Here is a 23,608-nt window from a genome sequence, read left to right on the forward strand (position 1 = left end):
GTGCTCAGCTTTTGGCTCCCACGTGCAGGGCCACCGCGCCCTTCGCGGGCACGGTCAGCTGCGCCTTGCCGTCGTCGCCGACCTTGACGGTGTTGCCGTCGCAGGACTCCGGCGCGGCCTTTGCGACGTTGCAGTACGTACCGGCGGGCAGCGACGTCGCAAAGGTCTCGGACAGCTCGCCGTCGCCTGCGTTGAGGGCGACGAAGCCCTTGTCCCCGCGGCCGAAGGCGATCGCGCTGGACCCGTTGTCCCACCAGTCGGTCAACTCGGCGTCGCCGACCGCATTACGGAACCCGACCAGCCCGGTGATCTCCTGCTTGGCGTGCATGTCCGTCCAGCCGTCGGCGCCGCTGGGCGGACCCGCGTCCTTGTCGGACCACTCGTAGCCGGAGAAGACGTTGGGCGAGCCGTAGGGCGAGGCCAGCATGAAGACATTCGCGAGCGTGTACGTCGCGCCGTCCTTGTACGTGAGCGTCGAACCGTTGCGCTCGGTGTCCCAGTTGTCGACAAAGGTACGTGCCGACCCGCTGCTGAGCTTGCCGTCGGCGACGGACTTCAACTGGGCAATGCTGCCCCCTTGGAAGGCACTCTTGAGGTGCCCCCCATAACGGAACTCATCGACATCGCCGATCTCCGTGTACTCCTCCGGCTGAACCGCCTCGCCGCCCCCGTAGATGACTTCGGAGACCCAGAAACCCGGATCGCTCATCTTCCCCTTGATCGCGGCCATGTCGTCGGCCGCCATGTGCTTCGCGGCGTCGACACGGAAGCCGTCGACGCCCAGTGAGCGCAGGTCGTCGAGGTACTTGGCGATGGTGGTGCGGACGGCGTCGCTGCCGGTGTCCAGGTCCGCCAGCCCCACCAGTTCACAGCTCTGCACGTTCTCGCGGTTGCCGTAGTCGGAGATGTCCTTGCGGCAGGAGTGGAAGTCCTGGTCCTGGTAGTACTCGGGGTAGTTGTACTTCGTGTACTGCGTGCCGCCGGTGCCCGTGCCGGACCCGGAGGACATGTGATTGATGACGGCGTCGGCGATGACCTTGACGCCGGCTTCGTGGCAGGCGGAGACCATGGCGGCGAAGGCATCGCGGTCGCCGAGCCGGCCCGCGATCTTGTAGCTGACCGGCTGGTACGACGTCCACCACTGGTCGCCCTTGATGTGCTCCGTGGCGGGCGAGACCTCGACGTAGCCGTAACCGGCCGGGCCGAGCTGGTCGGTGCAGGCCTTGCCGACATCCGCGTACGGCCGCTCGAACAGGGTGGCGGTGACGGTCTTCTCGCCGGGCGGGGTGGCCCGGGACTGCCAGGGTGCGAGGGTCGCGAGGCCGGCGGCGACGAGCACGCCGGCCAGCGTGCCGCCGAGTATCCGGGATCGTTGATGCAGCATGCGGCTCCTTCTCCGTACGGACGCGGTGGGGCGCGTCCATGAAGGCAGCCACGCGCCGGGCCGCCGTGGGGGGATTCCGCGAGGGAGCCTGCCTTTACGAAGTGAACACGTCAAGGCATTACGCAAGAATTTCCAGAAGCTTGCGCAAGAGAAGAGTCCAAGAACTCGCCCCAGGAGTCCAATGAGCCCTCTTGTGGCCCAGTGGTCTCAACCACCAAGGTCCTCTTCGAGGTTGGACGGATTCGCCGCGCACCATCCGCACCCCGGGAGGACCCATGCACGACGCACGACCTGAGCCTCACGACCCGCACGACGAGCACGGTGACGCTGGTACGGCCGGCGGCGGGGCCGGCTCGGCCGACGGCAGCGGTGCGGCCGACGGGGCCGGCCCGAGCCGCCGTTCGGTGCTGTGGACCGCGGGCGCCGCGGGCGCCGGGCTCGGACTCGCCGGAATGGCCGCGGGCACCGCATCGGCGGCGACGCCGACCGCCGCCAACTCTGCGGCCGGCGCGGCGGGTGCGGCCGGTGCAGTCGCCGACACCGCGGCGGCGCCCAAGCGGCGGGGCAGAACGATGATCGGCGTGCCCTTCGAGGGGCGCAGCACCGTACGGATCGGCATCGTCGGCCTCGGCAATCGCGGCGGCTCCATGATCGACCTGTTCCTCGCCGTGCCGAACACCCGCGTCGTGGCGATCTGCGACCCGGTCAAGGAGAAGGCCGCCAAGGCCGCGAAGAAGGTCACCGACGCCGGCCAGCCGGCCCCCGCCGTCTACACCAAGGGCGACGACGACTTCGAGAACCTCTGCAAGCGCGGCGACCTCGACTTCGTCTACGTCGCCACGCCCTGGGACTCGCACTTCGAGATCGCCAAGACGGCCATGTTGAACGGCAAGCACGTGGGCGTCGAGTGCCCGATCGCACTCCGGCTGGAGGAGCTGTGGGAGCTGGTCGATCTCTCCGAGCAGACCCGTAAGCACTGCCTGCAGCTGGAGAACTGCTGTTACGGGCGGAACGAGATGCGCGTGCTGAGGATGGCGCACGCGGGCCTCTTCGGCGACCTGCTGCACGGCGCCGGCGCCTACAACCACGACCTGCGCGGCCTGATGTTCGACCCGGACTACTACGAGGGCCCGTGGCGTCGGCTGTGGCACACCCGGCTGCGCGGCGACCTGTACCCGAATCACGGGTTCGGGCCGGTCGCGAACTACATGGACGTCAACCGCGGCGACCGCGCCGTACGGATCTCCAGCTTCGGCACCCCTTCGCTGGGCCTGGCCGCGTACCGCAAGGAGCACATGCCGGCCGGCGACCCGAGCTGGAAGGAGACGTACATCGAGAGCGACCGGACGATCTCCCTCGTCCAGACCGCCAAGGGCCGCGTGATCCGCCTGGAGCACGACGTCTCGACCCCGCACCCCTACAGCCGCATCAACAGCCTCGGCGGCACGAAGGGCGTCTTCGAGGACTATCCGTCGCGGATCTATCTCGAGCCCGGCCACAGCGATGACCAGTGGCACGACTTCGGTGAGTTCGCGGAGTGGGACCACTGGCTGTGGAAGGAGCACGCGAATCCGCCCGGCGGGCACGGCGGGATGGACTACATGCTGGTCTTCCGGCTGACCCAGTGCCTGCACTTGGGGCTGGTGCCGGACTTCGACGTGTACGACGCCGCGACCTGGACCGCACCCGTACCGCTGAGCGACCTGTCGATCAAGGCGCACGGCATGCCGCTGGAGATCCCGGACTTCACGCGCGGCGACTGGAAGAAGGCGCGGCCGGGGATGGACTCGGAGAAGCCGGTGGGGTGACGGCGGGGCCGCCGACGGCGCGGCGGCGGGGCGGCGGCGGGGCGGCCGCCGGGGCCCGGCTTTGTGCCGGGCCCCGCGAGGTCACTTCTCGACGGGTGCGTCGGCGGTGACGTGCTTCGCTGCGGCTTCCCCCGGCACGGCGGGCGCGCCAGAGGCGGCGGAGGCTCCGGGCGTGGCGGGCACCGGGGAGGCGGCGGACGCGGCGGGCTCGGCGGGCGTGGCGGGCGTGGCGGGCATCTCCCCGTTGAGGACCTTCTTCGCCGTCACGCGGTCCAGGGCGCCCTCCCAACGGGAGACCGCGAAGACCGCGACGCAGTTGCCGAGCAGGTTGGTCGCCACCCGCATCGAGTCCATGATCCGGTCGACGCCGAGCAGCAGCGCCACCGCCGCCGCGGGGATGACCCCCAGCGCGGACGCGGTCGCCGACAGCGCCAGGAACGCCGAACCGGGCACACCCGCCATCCCCTTGCTGGTCAGCATCAGCACCAGCACAACGGTGATTTGCTGACCTATCGACAGATCGACCCCGACGGCCTGCGCGATGAAGAGCGTGCCGATGGAGAGATAAATCGACGCACCGTCGAGGTTGAACGAGTAACCGGTCGGCAGGACCAGCCCGACCGCGTCGTCCCGGCAGCCCGCGGCACGCAGCTTCTGCATCATGCGCGGCATCACCGTCTCGCTGGAGCCCGTGCCCAGCGCCAGCAACAGCTCCTCGCGGGTGTAACGGGCGAACTTCCACAGGCTGAGCCCCGTGACGACCTTGAGCGCGAGGCCCAGCAGCAGAAGGAACGCCAGCGCGACGCCGTAACAGACCGCGATGAGCTTCGCGTACGTCGTCATCGCGCCGAGCCCGTACTCCCCCACGAGGTGCGCGGTCGCCCCGAAGACGGCGAGCGGCGCGAGGCGCATGATGTAGCCGACGATCGTGAAGACGACCTCCTGCGCCTGCTCGATGAACGGCAGGATCTGCGGCACCTTCGTCTGCCCGAGGTGCAACAGCGCCGCACCCACCAGGCAGGACAGAACGAGGACCTGGAGCAGCGAGTTCTCGGCGAACGCCCCGACCGCGCTGTCCGGCAGCGACTCGAGGATGAACTGCGAGGTGGACGGCAGATGCCCACCGCCGGTCTTCTCGTCCACCGCACTCTGGTCGAGCGACGCCGGGTCGACGTTCATGCCGATGCCGGGCCCGAAGACATTGGCCGCGAGCAGGCCGACGACGAGCGCGATGGTGGTCGCCACCTCGAACCAGATCAGCGCCTTGAGGCCGATCCGCCCGAAGGCTTTGAGGTCACCGGCCTTGGTGATGCCGGCGACGACGACACAGAAGACGAGCGGGGCGATCATCGCCTTGATGAGGCGGACGAAGCCATCGCCGAGCGGTTGGACGGCCGGGCCGAATTCCGGCCACAGCCGTCCGACGAGGACTCCGATGAGCAGGGCGACGAGGACCTGCGTAAACAGACTGGTGCGCAGCATGCGGCCTGCTCGGCGAGCGAGCGATCCGGTGGCGTGCGGCACGGGCACTCCCTAGGACGGATTCTGGGATACGAAAACGGACTTCCGTTTTCCGTGGCCGTCACTATGACTGAGCCCCATGCCACACAGAAGAGGCCGGTGTTACATTCAAGAAAATCTTGGAGCTTGCTCCAAGTAACCTCCGGTACAACAGACTGTCACCGGCCGGGGTGCGCTCATCCCTCCAGATGGGCCTTGTCGCCCATGATCACGACCGGGTGCTGCGCAGGATCGAGCGTGCGCAGCAGGTACCGCATGCCGGACTTGGGCAGGCTCACACAGCCGGACGTACCGCTCCCGTGGTCCATGTGCAGCCAGATGCCGCCCCCCTTCGACTCCCCCTCGGGCCGGGTCGGGTCCAGCGGCGAGACACCCTTGGCCCGGTTGTAGTCGATGGCGATGACGTAATCGAAGTCGTGCCGGGTCCGCTTCGCCCAGTACGAGGGCGGAGTAAAGGCCGCGGACGCGGTGTACGGCAGCTTCGCCCCCGGGTCGGGCAACACCCCGCCCGCGTCCGACAGCGTGTACACGCCGACCGGACTGCGCTTGTCCCCCACGTGGTGGTGCAGCGTCCAGCCGCGCTTACCGTTGTGCGCCTGCCAACTACGCTCCCGACTCCAGGTATCGCCACCTCCCTTCGCGTCACCGCTCTTCGTTTCGCCACCCTTGTCCTCGGTATTGCTGCCCTTCGTGTACAGCACGACCGTCGAGGTGGTGGCGTTCTCGCCGTCGCCGTAAACCGCGACGACCTGCCGGGAATCGGCGGGGATGCGGGACCGCAGCTTCTCCCCCACTCCGGGTATGTGCGTCAGCCCCGTCGACGGCGTAGCACTGGGCTTCCCCGCACGACCGGCGGCCTCCTTGCCGTCGTTCTGGGCACCGCCGCAACCCGCCACCAGGACCAGCCCCGCGGCGACCAGCACGGCCGCCTTACTTGTACTCCGCATGGTTCACATGGTCGCACTGCCCCTTCCTGACCCATCCGGCGAGGCGGACCGCAGCCCCGCAGACCGCACATCGTGGCCCGATCCGTGCGTTCCGCCAGAAAAACGATTGAAAATCCCGGCCATTCCACGCCAATCTTCCATGGCTCTGCCCTGCTCCTGTCGCAGGCGCAAGCGGCACAGCCCTGCCCTGTTCCGCCGCGCCTGCCGTGCCCGGTGGGCTCCCGGCCCGCTCTCTCCGGCCAGGCTCCGTGCCCGGACTCCCGTCCGGGTTCCGTGTCCGGGCTCCGTAACCGACGAAACGCTTGGACGTCATGCAGATTCGCGATCTACCGCATACCGACCCGGGTGTCCCCGACGTCCGTTCCGGCGGCCGCTTCCTGGTCTGGCTCTACCGCCGGCAACTGGGCGGCCAGTTCAAGGCCATGGCCTGGGGGCTGGTGCACACCGGTGCCCTGGCCTCCTTCCCCGTGCCGGTGGGCATCGCCGTCCAGGCGGTCGCCGACCGCTCCGGCGTCGGACTGGCCCTCGCGGGCGGCCTGATGGTGGTCCTGGGTGTACTGGTCGCGGTCGGCGACACGATGCTGCACCGCGCCTCCGTCACCAACTGGATCACCGCAGTCGCCCGCGTCCAGCAACTGCTCGCCCGCAAGACCGCGGAGTTGGGCTCTGCCCTGACCCGGCGGGTCGCGGCCGGCGAGGTGGTCGCGGTCAGCACCGGCGACCTGGAGAAGATCGGGTGGTTCGTCGAGGGCATCTCCCGTTTCTCGGCCGCCGCGCTGACCACGGTCGGCGTGTGCGTGGCCCTGGTGATCTACCAGCCCACGCTGGGCGTCGTGGTCGCGATCGGCGTACCTGTACTGGCGCTCGCCGTGCTGCCGCTGCTGCCGCGCGCGACGCAGCGCGCCGACGAACAGCGGGAAAAGGCCGGTCGCGCCACGGAACTGGCCTCCGACACCGTCGCGGGCCTTCGCGTGCTGCGCGGCATCGGCGGCGAGGAGCTGTTCCTCGGCCGCTACCGCAACGCCTCCCAGGACGTCCGCAAGGCCGCCGTCCGCAGTGCCCGGATGTGGGCGCTGATCTTGGCCGTCCAGATCGCGCTGCCGGGACTCCTGCTGATCGTGGTCGTCTGGTACGGCGCCCGGCTGGCCCTGGACGGCCGTATCGAGGTCGGCGCGCTGGTCACCATGTACAGCGCGGTCACCTTCCTGCTCTACCCTCTCCACCACTTCGAGGAGATTGCCCAGGCATACTCCTTCGCCCGGCCGTCCGCGAAGCGAACGGCCGGCGTCCTGGCGCTCAGCCGTCCGACCGACGGCCGCATCACGGACCACGCCCCGCTCAGGGGCGACCTCTACGACCCGGCAACCGGCCTGCTCGCCCCGGCCGGCCGCCTCACGGCGGTGGTCTGCGGTGACCCGGACGCGGCGGGCCGACTGGCGGAACGACTGGGCGGACATCCGGCGAGCGAGCCGGACGAACGGGACGACCGGGGCGAGCGCGCCACCGACGGTCCGGGCAAGGCAAACTCCGCGACCGACGCGGGCGATATGGCCGACGCGGGCCAGTCGAGCGACCGGGCGGACGCGAGCGATACGGTCGCGAGCCGTATGGGCGACCGTGCCGACTCGGACGATGCGGTCTCGAGCCGTACGGACGGCGTGGGCGACGCCGCTGGTGAGCGCAGCGAAGAGGCCGCGGCGGACGCTGCCGTTCCCTCGGGCGTCGCTCTTCCCTCCGTGGAGCTCGGCGGTACCCCCTTGGACGACGTACCACGGGACGCCGCCCGCCAGGCCGTCCTGGTCCAGGACAAAGACCCGGTACTGCTGTCCGGCACGCTGCACGAGCTGTTCGACGTGCCGTCCTCCGGTGCCGTCACTGCCGAACAGGCCCTGGCCGCCGCCCAGTGCGCCGACGTACTGGCCGCGCTCGCCCAGTCCGGCACCGACGACTCGGGCGACCCGATGCACAGCCGCATCACCGAACGCGGCCGCTCCCTCTCCGGCGGCCAGCGCCAGCGGCTCGCGCTGGCCCGGTCGCTGGTCACCGACCCCGAGGTGTTGGTACTCGACGAGCCGACCAGCGCGGTCGACTCGCACACCGAGGCCCGGATCGCCGACGGTCTGCATGCCCTCCGCGACGGCCGCACCACAGTCGTCCTCACCTCCAGCCCGCTGGTACTTGACCGCGCGGACCAGGTGGTCTTCCTGCCGGACGGCAAGGTCACCGCGGTCGGCCCGCACCGCGACCTGCTCCGCTCCTCTCCGGCCTACCACTCGGTCGTCACCCGAGAGACCGACGAGGAACGTGCGCGAAAGCAGGCCGCCGACGCTCCCGCCCCGCGGGAAGACCCGCAGGGCGACCCGGGTGAGGGCCCGCGCGCAGATCCGAGTGAAGGAGCGCAGGGCACTTCGCACGAAGCCCTGGCGGACCTCCCGCGGGACACGGACCCCGCCACCCCACCGCACGCCCGCTTGGGCGCGCTCGACTCCATCGAGGAGACGGCATGATCGGCCTGGCGCCGCCGGAGTACGATCCGGAAGCCGCACGTACCACGACCATTCTCCCCGTCGGCTCTCCCGCGACCGTACGCAGTTACGTCGCGGGGCTGATCCGTCGTCACCGAAAAGCATTTGTCCTCCTCGTTACCGTCAATGCCGTCGCCGTCGTTGCCTCGGTCGTCGGTCCGTATCTCCTCGGCGGCCTTGTGGAGGACCTCGCCGACGGCGCGCGCAGTCTGCATCTGGAGCGCACCATCGGGCTGTTCGCGCTCGCTCTGGTCATCCAGACGGTGTTCGTGCGGATGGTCCGGCTGCGCGGTGCGATGCTCGGCGAGCGGATGCTCGCGGATCTGCGCGAGGACTTCCTTGTACGGTCCGTCGGGCTGCCACCCGGCGTACTCGAACGGGCCGGCACCGGCGACCTGCTGTCCCGGATCACTACGGACATCGACCGGCTGGCCAACGCGATGCGCGAGGCCGTGCCGCAGCTGTCCATCGGCGTGGTCTGGGTCGGGCTGCTGGTCGGGGCGCTCGGCGTGACCGCTCCGCCGCTCGCCCTGTCCGTACTCGTCCCGTTGCCCCTGCTGATCGTGGGCTGCCGCTGGTACTTCAAACGCGCGCCGAGCGCCTACCGTTCCGAGGCCGCCGGTTACGCGGCGGTGTCCGCCGCGCTCACCGAGACGGTCGACGCGGGTCGCACCATCGAGGCACACCGGCTCGGCGACCGCCGCATCCGGCTGTCGGAGCAGCGCGTCCGTGAGTGGACGCAGTGGGAGCGGTACACGCTGTATCTCCGCTCGGTCCTCTTCCCGGTGATCAACGCGACGCACACTCTCAACCTCGGTGCCGTCCTGATGCTCGGTGGTGTCTTCGTCCTGCAGGGCTGGATGACGCTCGGCCAGCTGACGACGGGCGCGCTGCTCTCCCAGATGATGATCGAGCCGATCGGCATGATCCTGCGCTGGTACGACGAACTGCAGGTCGCCCAGGTGTCGATCGCGCGGCTCGTGGGCGTACGGGAGATCGAGCCCGAGGCGGCCGACGAACGGATCACCCCGGACGGCCGACACGTCCACGCCGACGAGGTGCGGTTCGGCTACCGCGCCGGTGTCGACGTTCTGCACGACGTCTCGTTGCGAGTACGACCCGGCAGCCGTGTGGCGCTCGTCGGTCCGTCGGGCGCGGGCAAGTCGACACTCGGCCGCCTCCTCGCGGGTATCTACGCACCGCGCAAGGGCGAGATCACCCTGGGCGGCGCGGAGCTGTCCCGGATGCCGGCGGAGCGGGTGCGTGCCCACGTGGCGCTGGTCAACCAGGAACACCACGTCTTCGTGGGCTCGCTGCGCGACAACCTGCTGCTGGCCCGCACGGGCGCCGATGACGCGGAGCTGTGGGCCGCGCTGGGCGCGGTGGATGCGGACGGCTGGGCACGTGGGCTTGCAGAGGGGCTGGACACGGAGGTCGGCTCCGGCGGCCACGCCCTGACTCCTGCGCAGGCCCAGCAGATCGCGCTGGCGCGGCTCGTCCTGGCGGACCCGCACACGCTGGTACTGGACGAAGCCACCTCGCTGCTGGACCCGCGGGCCGCCCGTCATCTGGAGCGCTCGCTGGGCAAGGTGCTCGACGGCCGCACGGTCGTCGCCATCGCCCACCGGCTGCACACCGCCCACGACGCGGATGTCATCGCCGTGGTCGAGGACGGGCGCATCACCGAGCTCGGCAGCCACGATGCGCTGGTGTCCGCCGACGGCCCCTACGCCGCCCTCTGGCGCTCCTGGCACGCCTGATCCACTCGCCCTGCCCGTGCTCTCAGGAGGCCGATGCCCGCCGGGGAGTGCGGCCGGGGAACTCCGGCCTGGGGAGGCGGAACCACGTGTCTGGGCGTCAGACCGCTCGATCGCGGTTCGGCGCCCTGGTCGGCCGACCGAACCGACCGGCCCGCCCGGGCCGAATGAGCTGCTCGGGCCGAATGAGCTGCTCTGGCCGGCTGAGTCACTCGGCCCTGCGGAGCCACTCGGCCCGGCAGAGCCGCTCGGGGCGACGAGGCCGGCACGGTCGCCCGGGCGGCTCGCGACGCCCGTGGAGGCCGGCGTGCCCCTGTAGGTCGACATCCCCGGGCATCTCGGGATGCCGCGAGCGCCCGGTTTGGCGCGGGCGCCAAGCCCAAGGGCTACAAGAAGCCGAGCGCCGTCAGGCCGCCTATGCCGCCGAGGAGGGTGAAGATCGGCATCAGGACCTTCAGCTCCACCCAGCTGCCGGCACGGAAGCGCATGCCCTTCGGCGGACCGACCGGGTACCAGCGCTTGCGGCCTATCGGGATGGGCCACAAGATCGGGCAGCCCGAGACGGTCAGGGCGTCGCCGATGTCGTGCACCAGCGCGCCCAGCACGATCGGCAGCCCCAGCCAGAGGTACCCCTGCCCCGGCTCGGTGAACAGCCAGTGCGAGCCCATCCCCGGCTGGTCCAGCACCCCGGCGAGGATCCACGCCGAGGCCGCGCCGAGCAGCCACACCAGTACATCGCTGGAGACCCGCGCGGCCCGCCACAGCAGCCCTTCGATGGCGAGGACCATGTGCACGAAGAGGATGGCGAGCACCGCCCAGCGGCCGCCCTGCACGGCCAGTACCGACATGCCCGCGCCGACGAGCACCGCCCACAGCCAGGTGTGGGTCAAGGTGCGGTGACCACCGGAACGGCGTGCGTCGCCCTTCATCCGAGTGGCTTTGTAGACGGCGGCCGAGATGTTGTCGACGACCTCGCACAGACCCCGGGACAACGGGCCGAAGGCGCGCGAGATCGTGGCCGCCTTGTGGTCCAGATCGGGGGCGAGGGCCGCACCGGCACAGATCAGCGCGCCGACGACAACCACCGGCCAGGGCATCGGGTGCCCCATGGCGCCGGCCGCCGCGCCCACCCCCAGCCAGGCCGCGGCCCCGGACAGCGAGTGCGCCGGTCCCATCATGGTTGTTCCCCACCCCTTGTCGTCTGTGTTCTCGTCCCGGCGACGGGTGTTCGCGCCCCGGTGACGTGTGGTCGGCGACACAGCGTAGCGCCCGATGATCACCAGAGAACCCGCCGGTTCCCGCTTCCGGGGTGAAGGAAGGCAGTATGGGGGCGTGACCCTCATCGATCATCTGCCGAACGACGCCGACCCCGATGCCCTCTTCGAAGCCTTTTCGACCTGGGCCGAGCAGCAGGGCATCGCGCTCTACCCTGCCCAGGAAGAGGCAATGATCGAGGTGGTCTCGGGGGCGAACGTCATCCTGTCCACCCCCACCGGCTCCGGTAAGAGCCTGGTCGCGGCGGGCGCGCACTTCACCGCCCTGGCCAAGGACCAGGTCACCTTCTACACCGCCCCCATCAAGGCGCTGGTCTCCGAGAAGTTCTTCGACCTGTGCAAGCTCTTCGGCACCGAGAACGTCGGCATGCTCACCGGCGACGCCTCCGTCAACGCCGACGCGCCCGTCATCTGCTGCACCGCCGAGGTGCTGGCCTCGATCGCACTGCGGGACGGCAGGGACGCCGACGTCGGCCAGGTCGTCATGGACGAGTTCCACTTCTACGCCGAGCCGGACCGCGGCTGGGCCTGGCAGATTCCGCTGCTGGAGCTGCCGCAGGCGCAGTTCATCCTGATGTCGGCGACGCTCGGCGACGTCTCGATGTTCGAGAAGGACCTGACCCGGCGTACGGGCAACCCGACCTCGGTCGTCCGGTCCGCGACGCGCCCCGTGCCGCTGTCGTACGAGTACCGCACGACACCGATGACGGAGACGCTGACCGAGCTGCTGGAGACGCACCAGGCGCCGGTCTACATCGTGCACTTCACGCAGGCCGCGGCCGTGGAACGGGCGCAGGCGCTGATGAGCATCAACATGTGCACGCGGGCCGAGAAGGACGAGATCGCCAAGCTGATCGGCAATTTCCGCTTCACCACCAAATTCGGGCAGAACCTTTCGCGGTACGTGCGGCACGGGATCGGCGTGCACCACGCCGGCATGCTGCCCAAGTACCGGCGCCTGGTGGAGAAGCTGGCCCAGGCGGGTCTGCTGAAGGTGATCTGCGGGACGGACACGCTCGGCGTCGGGGTGAATGTCCCGATCCGTACGGTGTTGTTCACCGCGCTGACCAAGTACGACGGGAGCCGGGTGCGCACACTCCGGGCCCGGGAGTTCCACCAGATCGCCGGGCGGGCCGGGCGGGCCGGCTTCGACACCGCGGGCTTCGTCGTCGCCCAGGCACCCGAGCACGTCATCGAGAACGAGAAGGCGCTCGCGAAGGCGGGCGACGCCCCGAAGAAGCGCCGGAAGGTCGTCCGGAAGAAGGCGCCCGAGGGCTTCGTCAACTGGGGTCAGAACACCTTCGAGAAGCTGATCGCCTCCGAGCCCGAACCGCTGACCTCCCGTTTCCGCGTCACCCACGCGATGCTGCTCTCCGTCATCGCCCGGCCCGGCAACGCCTTCGAAGCCATGCGCCGCCTGCTGGAGGACAACCACGAGTCGCGCAAGAACCAGCTGCGGCACATCCGGCGGGCCATCGCCATCTACCGCTCGCTGCTGGACGGCGGGATCGTGGAGCGTCTCGACGAGCCGGACGCCGAGGGCCGGATCGTCCGGCTCACCGTCGACCTGCAGCAGGACTTCGCGCTCAACCAACCGCTGTCCACCTTCGCGCTGGCCGCCTTCGACCTGCTCGACCCCGAGTCGCCCTCCTACGCGCTCGACATGGTCTCGGTCGTGGAGTCCACCCTGGACGACCCGCGGCAGATCCTGGCCGCGCAGCAGAACAAGGCCAAGGGCGAGGCGGTCGCCCAGATGAAGGCCGACGGCGTCGAGTACGAGGACCGCATGGAGCGCCTCATGGACGTCGAGTACCCCAAGCCGCTGGACGAGCTGCTCTCCCACGCCTACGGCCTCTACCGGCGCAGCCACCCCTGGGTCGGCGACCACCCGCTGTCGCCCAAGTCGGTCATCCGCGACATGTACGAGCGGGCCATGACGTTCACGGAGTTCGTCTCGTTCTACGAGCTGGCCCGGACCGAGGGCATCGTGCTGCGCTACCTCGCGAGCGCGTACAAGGCGCTGGACCACACCGTGCCCGACGACCTGAAGTCCGAGGACTTCGAGGACATCATCGCCTGGCTCGGCGAGATGGTCCGCCAGGTCGACTCCAGCCTCCTGGACGAGTGGGAACAGCTCGCCAACCCCGAGGCGGAGACGGCCGAGGAGGCCATGGAGCACGCGGACGAGGTCAAGCCGGTCACGACCAACGTCCGCGCCTTCCGGGTGCTCGTCCGCAACGCGATGTTCCGCCGGGTCGAGCTCGCGGCGCTGGACAAGGTCGAGGAGCTGGGCGAGCTGGACGCCGACTCCGGGTGGGACGAGGACGCCTGGGCGGACGCGATGGACGCCTACTGGGACGAGTACGAAGACCTGGGCACCGGCCCGGACGCGCGTGGGCCCAAGCTCCTGCAGATCGAGGAGGACCCCGCGCACGGACTGTGGCGGGTCCGGCAGACGTTCGCCGACCCGAACGGCGACCACGACTGGGGCATCTCCGCCGAGGTGGATCTCGCCGCCTCGGACGAGGAGGGGCGCGCGGTCGTGCGCGTCACCTCGGTGGGTCAGCTCTGACCATGGAACCCTGCCCGGTACAGATGGTGGGCGCCCGCCCGGTTCCGACCGCGGGCGCCTGCTCAGGCCACACCGTGGGCGTGTCGGCCGAGCGCCTCTGCCCCGACTCCTCTCCGACACCGAGGAAGGACGCCCGTAGATGACCAATCCGGCGGAAAAGCTGGTCGACCTGCTCGATCTGGAACAGATCGAGGTGAACATCTTCCGCGGCCGCAGCCCCCAGGAATCCCTCCAGCGGGTCTTCGGCGGCCAGGTCGCCGGGCAGGCGCTGGTGGCCGCCGGACGGACCACGGAAGGCGACCGGCCGGTCCACTCGCTGCACGCGTACTTCCTGCGGCCGGGCCGGCCCGGGGTGCCGATCGTGTACCAGGTCGAGCGGGTGCGTGACGGGCGTTCCTTCACCACGCGCCGGGTCGTGGCCGTCCAGCAGGGGCGCACGATCTTCAATTTGACCGCCTCCTTTCACAAGCCCGAACCGGGCTTCGAGCACCAACTGCCGATGCGCCGTGAGGTACCGGCACCGGAGACCCTCCCGACGGTCGCCGAGGAGGTCCGCGAGCACCTCGGCGGACTGCCGGAGGCGCTGGAACGAATGGCCCGCCGCCAGCCATTCGATATTCGCTACGTCGACCGCCTGCGGTGGAAGCCGGAGGAGATCGAGGGTGCGGAGCCGCGCAGTGCCGTGTGGATGCGGGCGGTCGGGCCGCTGGGTGACGACCCGCTCGTCCACACCTGCGCGCTGACGTACGCCAGCGACATGACGCTGCTGGATGCCGTGCGCATCCCGGTCGAGCCCCTGTGGGGTCCGCGCGGGTTCGACATGGCGTCGCTCGATCACGCGATGTGGTTCCACCGGCCGTTCCGCGCGGACGAGTGGTTCCTCTACGACCAGGAGTCGCCGATCGCCACCGGCGGCCGGGGCCTGGCCCGTGGCCGTATCTACGACCGCGAGGGCAGGCTGCTCGTCTCGGTCGTCCAGGAAGGACTCTTCCGCAAGCTCGGCGACTGAGGGCGAGAGCGACCGGCGGGGCCTCGGCCGCGGCCGGGTGAGGGCGCGCCGGGCCGATCGGTCGACGGTCGGGCCGGGGACGACGCGGCTGCCTCGCCGGTCCTTCCGGCCCGTCGCCGGGCGAACAACGAGCCGGGCCTGTCGGTGCCGGACCGTGGCGGAACGCCGCCGGTAGCCGCTGTCCTCGGCCGAGTACGGGAGGTTGTCGGGGTGCCTGTCCGTGCGCGGATGAGGCGAGCGCGGCGCGCGGCTGCCTCGGGAGCGAGTGCTCCACCGGGACCGTGGGGCATGGTTCCGTCTCCGCTCGGCACCCCGTCGGGGCTGTTGGGCGCGGATTCCTCGTGGGGCGGCGCTTCATCAGGGCCGCGGGGCGCGGCGGCCTCGTCGCTCGGCACTCCACCGGAACCGTTGGGACCGGCGAGCTCGTGGGTCGGCGCTTCGGTGGGGCCGGCGGGAGATGACGCGTCGCCGCGATCCGTCGCTCCCCCGCGGCTCGCCGTCGCGGGGCTCGCAGTGGCAGGGCCGGCGGTCACAGGGCCCGTTGCCGCATCGCGCTCTTCCCCATACGTCTGGAGAAGGCGGGGTTCGTCGAAGGCCGGGCGCGAAGGGGCGGCGCCGGGGTGGGACAGGACCGGTGCCGGGTGTTCCTCGCGGGCTGCGTCCAGCTGCCGGGAGAGGCTGATGCGGTACCACATCACCTCATCGAGCTCCTCGGCCGTCTCGGCGCGTTCGACCGCCTCACGGGTGCGGGTCGAGTTCCCCCCGACCGACGACAGGCGGGGCCTCAGCTTGCGCAGCCAGGCCCGCTCCGCCGGGTCCCGGACGAGCGACGCCAGCTCCTCCGGCGGCAGTACGGCGGCGATCACGGCCGAGACCGCCCAGGAGCCGTCCGCGTCCTCCACGAGCTGGGCGACCCGCCGACTCCGCCACAGCCTGCCCCGCCAGTCCTGTCCGCGGATCAGCAGCTCGCGCATCGGCGGCGGGGTGGGCCCATGAATGAGGCTGCATTCCCTGCCCGCGAAAGCCTGGAGCTCCGCTGCGAGGTACTGCCACACAATCGCGCCGTAGCGGTTCACATAAAAGCGGACAGGGCCGAAGCAGCCCGCCCTGGCCAGACGCAGGAACCTGCCAGGGGCGATGCCCAGCAGCTCGGCACCCTCCCTCGCGCTGACGACGCGAATCCGCTCACGCAACGTGTCCGGGAATCCCTCTTCCTCCCGCAGCCGCTCGACCTCCGCCGCCGGCACCCGCCGCCGGCCGGGCGCGCCGCCCGGCCCCGGCAGGACCGTCATCACTTCGTCGAGCTGCGTGGCGAGCTCGAACTCCCCTGTTTTGAGTCCAAGTTCACGAGCCGCCCGCCCCATCGCGAGCGTCTCGGAACCGTCGTACATCGCGGTCATGTCGCACTCCCCCGCTACAGTCCAATCACTGACAGTCACGACTGTAGCCGCGGAGTGTGACAGCGGGTCAACCCCCGCCTCAGACCTGTGGATAACTTTGCGGCTGGCGCACCGCGACGCCGAGATGTTCCCCGACCCGGTTCACCAACAACGTCATTTCGTACGCGATCTGACCCAGGTCGGAGTCGGCCTCGGCCAGCACGCACAGACAACTGCCGTCGCCCGCCGCCGTCACGAACAGCACCCCGTCGTCGAACTCGACCATGGTCTGCCGCACCCGGCCCGCCCGGAACTGCTGCCCGGATCCCTTGGCCAGACTGTGCAGTCCGGAGGCGACCGCGGCCAGGTGCTCGGCGTCCTCCCGCACCAGCCCTTCGCTCGCCCCGGTGACCAGGCCGTCGTTGGAGAGCACGAGGGCGTGCCGTACCTGATCGACGCGCCGTGTCAGGTCGTCCAGCAGCCAATCCAGTCCGCTGCTCAGTGCCATGCCCGCTTCCTCCCCGTAACACCGTGCTACCTACCGGTCGGCAGTGCCACATGTCGCGCACCGCTGTGCCAGCCTCGCTCACCTCGGCGTTCTCGGCAAGCGGCCCGGCGGTGCACGCGTGGGCGACACGCATTGCCGCGCGGTACATGGGCGAGGAGTTGGCCGAGCAATGCGGGGCTCGCAAGCGGTGCCTGGGGCGTTGGCAGCGGGCCGCGGGGCCTATGGGCGATTCACGGTGTCCAGGAGGCGGGCCGTGTGCATCCGCCCTGCGTGCTCGACCAAGCGGATCAGTACTTCCTTCCCGGAGTCCCGGTCGCGCGCGTCGCACAGCAGTACCGGTGTACCGCCGTCCAGGTCCAGCGCCCGCGACACGTCGTCCGCGCCGTAGGAGCGCGTTCCGGGAAAGCAGTTGACGGCCACGAGGAACGGCACTCGGCGGTTCTCGAAGTAGTCCACCGCGGGGAAGCAGTCCGCCAGTCGGCGGGTGTCCGCGAGGACGACGGCACCCAGGGCGCCTTCGGAGATGTCGTCCCACAGGAACCAGAAGCGCTCCTGCCCGGGGGTTCCGAAGAGGTACAGCGACAAGCCCGGTCTGATGGTGATCCGGCCGAAGTCCATGGCGACCGTGGTGGTGGTCTTGCCGACCACACCGCGGATGTCGTCGACCCCCTCCCCCACTTCGCTGAGGTACTCCTCCGTGCGCAGCGGGCGGATTTCGCTGACCGAGCCGACCAGCGTCGTCTTGCCGACTCCGAAGCCGCCCGCTATCAGGATCTTCAGGGCCATCTCGGGCTCGTCCTGCACCGTTCCGGGGTGCACGGAATCCGCGGAAACCATCGGTACTGTCCTCCAGGAAGCGGTGTGCGCACTCGGGGCAAGTGCGCAAGTGAGGGACGGACGCGTTCATGGGTGCCGGGGACCGGTCATACCGGTGCCGGACGGTGTGACGGGAGCGGTTCGGTGGGCCGATGTGCGGTGCTCGGCAGTTACGGTCAGGACCGTAAACCCTCCTGCGTCACCACGCGGGGCGATTCGGTGAACTGGATCACCGCTACGGCGGCACGGCTGCGCCCGGTACATGCTGTCCTGGGGCATCACGCGCCACCTGCGCCGCTCATGTGGTGAAGCGCGGTGGAGTACGCAGGTGTTCGCCCACGCGCCGGACGAGTCGGGCCATCTCGTAGGCGATCATCCCGATGTCGGCCACCGCCGTACTGAGCACCGCCAGACAAGAACCGTCCCCGGCCGCGGCGACGAACAGGACGCCGTTGTCCATCTCCACCACCGTCTGGCGCACCCTTCCCGAAGAGAAGTGACGCCCTGTGCCCTTGGCCAGGCTGTGGAACCCGGAGGCGACGGCCGCCAGATGGTCGGCGTCCTCCCGAGGGAGCGAGCCCGAGGTCCCGGTCACCAGGCCGTCGCCGGAGAGCACCACGGCATGCCGTACCTCCGGCACCCGGGCGGCCAGATCGTCCAGCAGCCAGTCGAGGCCGCTCCGGGGACGCGGCGGTGTGCCGCTCGCTCGTTCCTCGTGCATCAGGGTTCTCCCATCGTGGAGCCGCGGTCCCAGCCGTGGCGGTAGGCGGTCATGCGGGTGCGTGTCTGTTCCGGGACGAGCTCGGGCTCCGCCTCGGGCGACGTGTCCCCCACGGCAGGGGAAGGCTCGCGCAGCTGAACGGCGAGGCTTCGCTGCCGTATGCGGCGCGGAAGCCCGTCCGGACCGTCGGGCGGGGCCACGCCATCGGGCGAGTCCGTCACGGCTGCGTCTGCCGGCGGCTCCACTGCGCGTCCGGTCCGGCGTTCGAGGTGCGCGCGCACCCGCTCCAGTGGCGCGTCCTGGGGTGGGCCGACCGGCGCACTCCGTGCAGGGAGCGTGGCCTCGTGCACCAGGGTGTTCGGCAGGAGTACCACCGCCGTCGTGCCTCCGTATGGCGAGGCGCGCAGGACTACACGTACGCCGTGCCGGGCCGCCAGCCGGCTGACTACAAAGAGCCCCAGCCGGTCGCCGTCGAACGGGTCGAGCGAGGCAGCCTGCTCGATGCGCCGGTTCGCCTCGTCCCGTGCCGCTTCCTCCAGGCCACGGTCCTCGATCTCCAGCACGTGCCCGGTGCCGACCTGTTCGCCCTGTACCCGCACCTTGGTGTGCGGCGGTGAGAACTGTGCGGCGTTCTCGATGAGCTCGGCCAATAGGTGGGTGAGCTCCGCGACCGCCCCACCCGGGATCGCGCCCGCGGGAAGGCGCCGCACCTCGATGCGCGCGTAGTCCTCGATCTCCGACACCGCGGCGCGCACCACGTCCGTGAGCGGCACCGGTGACCGCCAGGCGCGTCCAGGGGCCGCGCCCGACAGGATGAGCAGGCTCTCGGCATGACGCCTCATACGGGTGGTGAGGTGGTCGAGCCGGAAGAGGTCGCCGAGTTCGGCCGGGTCCTGGGAGCGGCGTTCCATGCTGTCCAGGAGAGCGAGCTGACGGTGAAGGAGGACCTGGCTGCGGCGGGCCAGATTCACGCAGACACCGCTGATGCCGTCGGCCCGTTCGGCCCGCTCCGCAACCGCGTCCAGCGCTGCCCGGAGCACACTGTCCAGGGCAGCGCGGACCTGAATGATCTCGTCAACGGTGGGCCGAGCCTCGGATGCGGTAAGAGTGTCGGCCTGTCGGCCGGCATGCACTTCGGGGAGTCGGTGCCGGGCGATGCCGAGCGCACTGTCACGCAGGGCGGTGAGTTCCCTGATCAGACTGCGTCCGATCCGTACGGCGACGACCAGGGAGAGGACGAGCGCGACGAACCCGATGCCGACAGCCGCCACAGCGAACGGTGAGACGCCGTACACGAGCGGGCCAGAGCTGCGTACGGCGTCGGCGGCCAGCTCTTTCTCGATGCCGTGCAGTCCGCGCCGCAGATCCTCGTACGAGGGCCGCCAGCGGGCACTTGGCGCCGCCTGCGCCGCGCCGCGGCCGGGAGTAGCGGCGCTTACCGCGTTCTCCATGGCGCGGACGTCCGCGTGAGCGCGGCCGGTGGCGAGCGTGCTCCAGGCCGCGTCCACGGGTGCGGGCAGGTCCTCGGTGGCGATGCTCTCCATGAGGCGCCGCGCCGCGACGGTACCGGTGAACGACCGCTGCCGCTCCTTGTCGAGCGTTCCGGTGAGGTCGGCGGCCGTGAGGACGGCGTTCTCCTGCGCGAGCAGTTCGCGGGCGCGGCCCAATTCTCCAACGAGCCGGGTGCCATCCGCAGGACCGCTCAGCGCTGCATTGAGGGTGAAGGCCGAGGCGATGGCGGCCGTGTAGGGGCCGTACGCCTGCTGCCAGGTGAGGGAGCGCTCCGTCGTCAGCCGGCGCTGCTCCGGGAGCGCGTCGAGTGCGGTGGTGAGGTCCGTCGGACGGTCGGCCCTGCGGGCCGGAAGCCGCACGGCCTCGGCCACTGTGCGCCGCCCGTCCTGCCGCAACCGGGTGGTGGCCTTCTTCGTCTCGCCGGTGCGCGCTTCGAAGGCGTCCTTGCGCGCCTGAGTGGGGTCCGCCAAATACACGATGGCGGCCAGGCGTTCCTCCTGGAGGGCGCGCACCACCTCGTACACGGGTGCGCGGACCTCGTCCTCGATGCGCTGCGCCTGCCGCGCGGCCACAGCGTCCTGCACGGCGGTGACGGTCGCCGCGCCCCAGAGGGCGAGCAGGGCCACGACGGGGGCCGTGAGCAGGCAGATGATGCGGGTGCGCACCCTACGGGGGCGGAGGATGCGACCACCCCGTTCGGCGTGCGCTCCGCGGCCCCGTGGGCCCGGCGAATCCGGGCTCTCGGGGCCGGGAGGATGGTCCAGGTGTCCCATGGCCACGGGACGCTAGCCGCGTCGGGGCCTGCCACCGGACGCGCAGTCCGGAAGTGCTGGCATTTGGCGGCGCGGTGCCGACGCCCGACCGGCACGCGCTCGAACCTGCGCGCCCCACGGATGTTCCGGTCATTGCGGGACCGGAACCGTACGGGACCCGGCCGATGGGGGATCATGCGTCACCATGAACGGATTCAGCGACAGCACCCCCGCCGACGGCGCCGGTCCCCACGACCGGTCCGGCCACCAGGCGCACGATGTGCGGGAGTTCTTCGGGCAGCGGGCACGGTACTGGGACAGCCGCTTCCCCGAGGACGGGCCTGCGTTCGCGGCAGGCATCGCGGAGCTCGGCCTGCGGGCGGGCGACCGGGTACTGGACGCCGGATGCGGCACCGGACGGGCGTTGCCGGCGCTGCGCGCCGCCGTGGGGCCCTCTGGCACGGTGTTCGGGGCCGACCTCACGCCGGAGATGCTGGAGGAGGCCGTACGGGCCGGGCGGGGCGCCGAGGCGGCCCTGCTGCTCGCGGACGTGTCCGCGTTGCCGGTGCGGGACGGTGTCCTGGACGCGGTCTTCGCGGCCGGGCTGATCTCCCACCTCGCCGACCCGCCGCACGACCTCGCCGAACTGGCCGGGGTCGTACGGCCCGGAGGGCGGCTGGCGCTCTTCCACCCGATCGGCCGGGCCGCCCTCGCCGCCCGTAAGGGGCGACCGCTCACCCCGGACGACCTACGGGCCGAGCCGAACCTCCGGCCGATGCTGGCGCGCAGCGGCTGGGACCTCGTGCGGTACGTGGACGAGGACGCGCGCTATCTGGCGCTGGCCGTGCGCCGAGGGTGACCGCACGTCAGCGGTGGCCCGGTTCCGCAGCGGCGTGCGGCACCGGGCAGCCGGCGGTGCCCTGCCGGCCCTTGGGAAAGGTCCCGAGGTCGGCGATGCGGTAACCGTTCGGGTAGCCCTTGATCTCCGGGTTCTGCCGGGCGTAGTGCGGGGTGCGGCGCGGCGGCAGCAGGCGCACGGCCTTGGCGCGCAGCCGCAGGGCACCACGTACGGCGCCCTGGACAGCCGGGCGCGGCCGGTCGTAGCGGAACGCGTCCAGCAGGGCGTCGTCCAGGAGAGCCTTGCTCGCGGCGCGCACTATGGGGGCCAGCGGCCCGTACCACCCTGCCATCAGGTCGAGCGAGGCATCCGAGACGCGCCTGCCGCCCTCGTCCCAGCCGAAGTGCTCATGTTCGTAGTCGTCCAGGTAGCGTTCGAATTCCTGGTAGGTCCGGGGCGGATCGGTGATGCCCATGTGCTTGCCGAGCGTTCCGTAGTACGCCGCCATCGCGCGCTTCTCGTGCTCGCTCAGCCGCCGCCAGCCGTACTGGTCGATCCAGCGCTTCGGTACGACCACGAACGTGCACAGCACATAACGCATGTCGTCGTTGCTGATGTCGTAGCTGCGGTGCATCTGATTCATGCGCCGGATGGCCGTGCGGCCGCCCTCGGTCTCGAAGCCGTGCTCGACGACCGAGTCCAGAAGGAGCGCGGTGTCGTCGTAGCGCTTTTGCGTACGCTCCGTCAGCTCCGCGGTCTCCGCGAGCAGACGGCCGATGCTGGGTACCGCATACGTGCGGTAAAGGGCGAGTTCAAGCGCTCTTGTGATGTCCCATGGGAACTCATGCGTCACTGTGATGCGGAAGATCCGCAAGAAGTCGCGCTCAGGATCCAGCCGCTGAATCTCCTTGAGGTAGTCGTAACGCCTCATGAGAACACCGTCCCTTTCGTCGCCGAAGGTCCAACCCTACGGGGAGAGTGGAGACTTGAAAGGCTCCATACGCTTCTCTACGGCATGGGGGAATGATGACCGACCTCCTTCGCAGACTCCGGCTCCGTCTCGCCCATGGCCTGTTCGCACGGAGGCCGCCACGTCCGGAGCGGGAGCCGGCCAGGAAGGGCGCGCACAACCTCTTCGAGGCGGCGGCCACACATGTGGCGGCCTGCGCCGAAGGGGACGAGGACCGCAGCGCCGAGGCCGCGGACTGGGTATCTCCGGAGGCGCTCGCCTTCGGCATCAACGAACTGGCGTGCCGGGCGCTGATCGCGCTGGCGCGGGAGCGCCGCCAGTCGCCGCAGGAAGTGGCCAGGGACCTGCTGAGCCTGCCGGCTGCCTGAGCCGCGCCGGATTCGCCAGGAGCGGGCACACGAGCCGTGACAATCGCCTGTCCGGCCAATTAAGGTGCGCCGACGACGTGATCTGTGCGGTCGGCACCTGCCCGGGCCGCGAACAAGTGGGAGGCCCAGTGTCCGCGACGGAGGGCGCCGTCGGCGACGGCAGCGACATCGGCGAGGTCGATGACGACCAGCTGTTCGTACTGACCGCGGTGCTGCTGACGCCCGGACAGTTCCCGAGCGTGCTCGGTGACGACTATCCCGAGGTCTGCGCCAAGCTGCGCCTGGAGCCGTACGAGGAGGGCTACGGGCTGGTGCTCGGCCAGGACGGCCGGGGCGCGCGCTGGACCGTCGCGACGGAGGACGTCTCGCTCGTCGCCTGCGCGATAGCCGCCTGGGACTGCGGTATGGAGTACGACCTCTCCCCCGACGAGAACAGCATCGTCGCGGCGCTGCCGGGCTGGCCGCTCGCGCTCGCGGTGGCGGCGCCCGGGGTGCCGGCGCCGCACGACCCGGCGCCCGAGGAGGGCGATCCGGAGCCGCTGACGCCTCCGGACGCGCTGGAGTGGGGGCCGGCCCAACGGCGCCTCGGAGCGGACGAGATCGCGCTGCAGTGGGCCGCGTGGCGCGAGCAGGTCGAGGGCGAGGTCACGTTCGTCGATCCCGGGACCAAGCCCCACGCAGGGGTGCGGCGGGTGCTGGACGAGGCGCGTGAGTACGTACGGCAGCCTCCTCCGCCGGGACGGGTGCGTTCGTCCTTCGCCGCCGGTGAGGCGCGCACCCTGCGCGTGGACGGGCCGGGCTGGAGCATGGTCGCCCGGACCGACGACATCGCCTTCGTCCTCCTCGACGACGAACCGGGCGAGGTCCTTCCCGTGGGCCGCGGCCCGGAGCTTCCCGGACTGCTGGAGTCGCTGGACGCGATGGCGGCCCGGCCAGCCTGAGGCAGC

18 protein-coding genes are annotated in these 23,608 nt (G+C 70.6%); 8 read left to right on the plus strand and 10 right to left on the minus strand.

Going from position 1 to position 23,608, the window contains the following annotated elements; translation table 11 throughout:
* Positions 1 to 4: 4 nt before the first annotated feature.
* Positions 5 to 1,384, minus strand: coding sequence for an alpha-amylase family protein (locus AB0I82_RS02950; protein WP_363255265.1), 1,380 nt, complete (start codon positions 1,382 to 1,384; stop codon positions 5 to 7).
* A gap of 275 nt (positions 1,385 to 1,659) precedes the next feature.
* On the opposite strand from AB0I82_RS02950, the gene AB0I82_RS02955 reads away from it, so the two are divergent.
* Complete coding sequence (locus AB0I82_RS02955) at positions 1,660 to 3,192, plus strand: Gfo/Idh/MocA family oxidoreductase (RefSeq protein ID WP_363255266.1); 1,533 nt, start codon at positions 1,660 to 1,662, stop codon at positions 3,190 to 3,192.
* Between the two features lie 81 nt (positions 3,193 to 3,273).
* Here the strand turns inward: AB0I82_RS02955 and AB0I82_RS02960 are convergent, their stop codons facing one another.
* On the minus strand, positions 3,274 to 4,674 hold the full coding sequence (locus AB0I82_RS02960; protein WP_363255267.1) for a cation:dicarboxylase symporter family transporter: 1,401 nt from the start codon (positions 4,672 to 4,674) through the stop codon (positions 3,274 to 3,276).
* Between the two features lie 215 nt (positions 4,675 to 4,889).
* On the minus strand, positions 4,890 to 5,660 hold the full coding sequence (locus AB0I82_RS02965) for a L,D-transpeptidase family protein (RefSeq protein WP_363255268.1): 771 nt from the start codon (positions 5,658 to 5,660) through the stop codon (positions 4,890 to 4,892).
* Between the two features lie 311 nt (positions 5,661 to 5,971).
* Between AB0I82_RS02965 and AB0I82_RS02970 the strand changes: the two genes are divergently transcribed.
* Entirely contained in the window at positions 5,972 to 8,167 is a 2,196-nt protein-coding gene (locus AB0I82_RS02970) for an ABC transporter ATP-binding protein (RefSeq protein WP_363255269.1), read from the plus strand.
* The gene (locus AB0I82_RS02975; protein ID WP_363255270.1) at positions 8,164 to 9,945 is read left to right on the plus strand and encodes an ABC transporter ATP-binding protein; all 1,782 of its coding nucleotides are present in this window, start codon (positions 8,164 to 8,166) and stop codon (positions 9,943 to 9,945) included. The genes AB0I82_RS02970 and AB0I82_RS02975 overlap by 4 nt, the downstream gene beginning before the upstream one ends.
* A gap of 383 nt (positions 9,946 to 10,328) precedes the next feature.
* Here AB0I82_RS02975 and AB0I82_RS02980 read toward each other — a convergent pair whose 3' ends face one another.
* Positions 10,329 to 11,120, minus strand: a complete 792-nt coding sequence (locus tag AB0I82_RS02980) for a metal-dependent hydrolase (RefSeq protein WP_363255271.1) — start codon at positions 11,118 to 11,120, stop codon at positions 10,329 to 10,331.
* 154 nt (positions 11,121 to 11,274) lie between these two features.
* Here AB0I82_RS02980 and AB0I82_RS02985 point away from each other — a divergent pair, with 154 nt between their 5' ends.
* Together AB0I82_RS02985 and AB0I82_RS02990 are read left to right on the plus strand one after the other, a co-directional pair.
* Positions 11,275 to 13,788, plus strand: coding sequence for a DUF3516 domain-containing protein (locus AB0I82_RS02985; protein WP_363255272.1), 2,514 nt, complete (start codon positions 11,275 to 11,277; stop codon positions 13,786 to 13,788).
* Positions 13,789 to 13,927: 139 nt separating this feature from the next.
* A complete protein-coding gene (locus tag AB0I82_RS02990) occupies positions 13,928 to 14,797 on the plus strand; it encodes an acyl-CoA thioesterase II (RefSeq protein WP_363255273.1) in 870 nt (289 codons plus the stop codon).
* On the opposite strand, the gene AB0I82_RS02995 is transcribed toward AB0I82_RS02990, so the two are convergent.
* The 5 genes from AB0I82_RS02995 to AB0I82_RS03015 all read right to left on the minus strand — a co-directional run bounded on the left by AB0I82_RS02995 (position 14,728) and on the right by AB0I82_RS03015 (position 20,398).
* Positions 14,728 to 16,197, minus strand: coding sequence for a DUF6397 family protein (locus tag AB0I82_RS02995; protein ID WP_363255274.1), 1,470 nt, complete (start codon positions 16,195 to 16,197; stop codon positions 14,728 to 14,730). The genes AB0I82_RS02990 and AB0I82_RS02995 overlap by 70 nt on opposite strands.
* A gap of 79 nt (positions 16,198 to 16,276) precedes the next feature.
* Complete coding sequence (locus AB0I82_RS03000) at positions 16,277 to 16,684, minus strand: roadblock/LC7 domain-containing protein (RefSeq protein WP_030253702.1); 408 nt, start codon at positions 16,682 to 16,684, stop codon at positions 16,277 to 16,279.
* Between the two features lie 219 nt (positions 16,685 to 16,903).
* On the minus strand, positions 16,904 to 17,521 hold the full coding sequence (locus AB0I82_RS03005; RefSeq protein WP_363255275.1) for an ATP/GTP-binding protein: 618 nt from the start codon (positions 17,519 to 17,521) through the stop codon (positions 16,904 to 16,906).
* A gap of 277 nt (positions 17,522 to 17,798) precedes the next feature.
* Complete coding sequence (locus AB0I82_RS03010; protein ID WP_363255276.1) at positions 17,799 to 18,221, minus strand: roadblock/LC7 domain-containing protein; 423 nt, start codon at positions 18,219 to 18,221, stop codon at positions 17,799 to 17,801.
* The gene (locus AB0I82_RS03015) at positions 18,221 to 20,398 is read right to left on the minus strand and encodes a nitrate- and nitrite sensing domain-containing protein (protein WP_363255277.1); all 2,178 of its coding nucleotides are present in this window, start codon (positions 20,396 to 20,398) and stop codon (positions 18,221 to 18,223) included. Before AB0I82_RS03015 ends, AB0I82_RS03010 begins: the two co-directional genes overlap by 1 nt.
* A gap of 292 nt (positions 20,399 to 20,690) precedes the next feature.
* Between AB0I82_RS03015 and AB0I82_RS03020 the strand changes: the two genes are divergently transcribed.
* Positions 20,691 to 21,344, plus strand: a complete 654-nt coding sequence (locus AB0I82_RS03020) for a methyltransferase domain-containing protein (RefSeq protein ID WP_363255278.1) — start codon at positions 20,691 to 20,693, stop codon at positions 21,342 to 21,344.
* 7 nt (positions 21,345 to 21,351) lie between these two features.
* Here AB0I82_RS03020 and AB0I82_RS03025 read toward each other — a convergent pair whose 3' ends face one another.
* The gene (locus AB0I82_RS03025; protein WP_363255279.1) at positions 21,352 to 22,254 is read right to left on the minus strand and encodes an oxygenase MpaB family protein; all 903 of its coding nucleotides are present in this window, start codon (positions 22,252 to 22,254) and stop codon (positions 21,352 to 21,354) included.
* A gap of 95 nt (positions 22,255 to 22,349) precedes the next feature.
* On the opposite strand from AB0I82_RS03025, the gene AB0I82_RS03030 reads away from it, so the two are divergent.
* Both AB0I82_RS03030 and AB0I82_RS03035 read left to right on the plus strand, forming a co-directional pair.
* Positions 22,350 to 22,661, plus strand: a complete 312-nt coding sequence (locus tag AB0I82_RS03030; protein ID WP_363255280.1) for a hypothetical protein — start codon at positions 22,350 to 22,352, stop codon at positions 22,659 to 22,661.
* Positions 22,662 to 22,789: 128 nt separating this feature from the next.
* Positions 22,790 to 23,602, plus strand: coding sequence for a hypothetical protein (locus tag AB0I82_RS03035; RefSeq protein ID WP_363255281.1), 813 nt, complete (start codon positions 22,790 to 22,792; stop codon positions 23,600 to 23,602).
* Positions 23,603 to 23,608 lie beyond the last annotated feature (6 nt).

It is taken from the genome of Streptomyces sp. NPDC050315 (genome assembly GCF_040655775.1).
In the GTDB taxonomy this organism is placed as follows: Bacteria; Actinomycetota; Actinomycetes; order Streptomycetales; family Streptomycetaceae; genus Streptomyces.

What these genes read in the sequence shown, in the direction of transcription:
- AB0I82_RS02950 (WP_363255265.1), bottom strand. Translation starts at nt 1,384, where the DNA reads ATGCTGCATCAACGATCCCGGATACTCGGCGGCACGCTGGCCGGCGTG.
- AB0I82_RS02955 (WP_363255266.1), top strand. Translation starts at nt 1,660, where the DNA reads ATGCACGACGCACGACCTGAGCCTCACGACCCGCACGACGAGCACGGT.
- AB0I82_RS02960 (WP_363255267.1), bottom strand. Translation starts at nt 4,674, where the DNA reads ATGCTGCGCACCAGTCTGTTTACGCAGGTCCTCGTCGCCCTGCTCATC.
- AB0I82_RS02965 (WP_363255268.1), bottom strand. Translation starts at nt 5,660, where the DNA reads ATGCGGAGTACAAGTAAGGCGGCCGTGCTGGTCGCCGCGGGGCTGGTC.
- AB0I82_RS02970 (WP_363255269.1), top strand. Translation starts at nt 5,972, where the DNA reads ATGCAGATTCGCGATCTACCGCATACCGACCCGGGTGTCCCCGACGTC.
- AB0I82_RS02975 (WP_363255270.1), top strand. Translation starts at nt 8,164, where the DNA reads ATGATCGGCCTGGCGCCGCCGGAGTACGATCCGGAAGCCGCACGTACC.
- AB0I82_RS02980 (WP_363255271.1), bottom strand. Translation starts at nt 11,120, where the DNA reads ATGATGGGACCGGCGCACTCGCTGTCCGGGGCCGCGGCCTGGCTGGGG.
- AB0I82_RS02990 (WP_363255273.1), top strand. Translation starts at nt 13,928, where the DNA reads ATGACCAATCCGGCGGAAAAGCTGGTCGACCTGCTCGATCTGGAACAG.
- AB0I82_RS02995 (WP_363255274.1), bottom strand. Translation starts at nt 16,197, where the DNA reads ATGACCGCGATGTACGACGGTTCCGAGACGCTCGCGATGGGGCGGGCG.
- AB0I82_RS03000 (WP_030253702.1), bottom strand. Translation starts at nt 16,684, where the DNA reads ATGGCACTGAGCAGCGGACTGGATTGGCTGCTGGACGACCTGACACGG.
- AB0I82_RS03005 (WP_363255275.1), bottom strand. Translation starts at nt 17,521, where the DNA reads ATGGTTTCCGCGGATTCCGTGCACCCCGGAACGGTGCAGGACGAGCCC.
- AB0I82_RS03010 (WP_363255276.1), bottom strand. Translation starts at nt 18,221, where the DNA reads ATGCACGAGGAACGAGCGAGCGGCACACCGCCGCGTCCCCGGAGCGGC.
- AB0I82_RS03020 (WP_363255278.1), top strand. Translation starts at nt 20,691, where the DNA reads ATGAACGGATTCAGCGACAGCACCCCCGCCGACGGCGCCGGTCCCCAC.
- AB0I82_RS03025 (WP_363255279.1), bottom strand. Translation starts at nt 22,254, where the DNA reads ATGAGGCGTTACGACTACCTCAAGGAGATTCAGCGGCTGGATCCTGAG.
- AB0I82_RS03030 (WP_363255280.1), top strand. Translation starts at nt 22,350, where the DNA reads ATGACCGACCTCCTTCGCAGACTCCGGCTCCGTCTCGCCCATGGCCTG.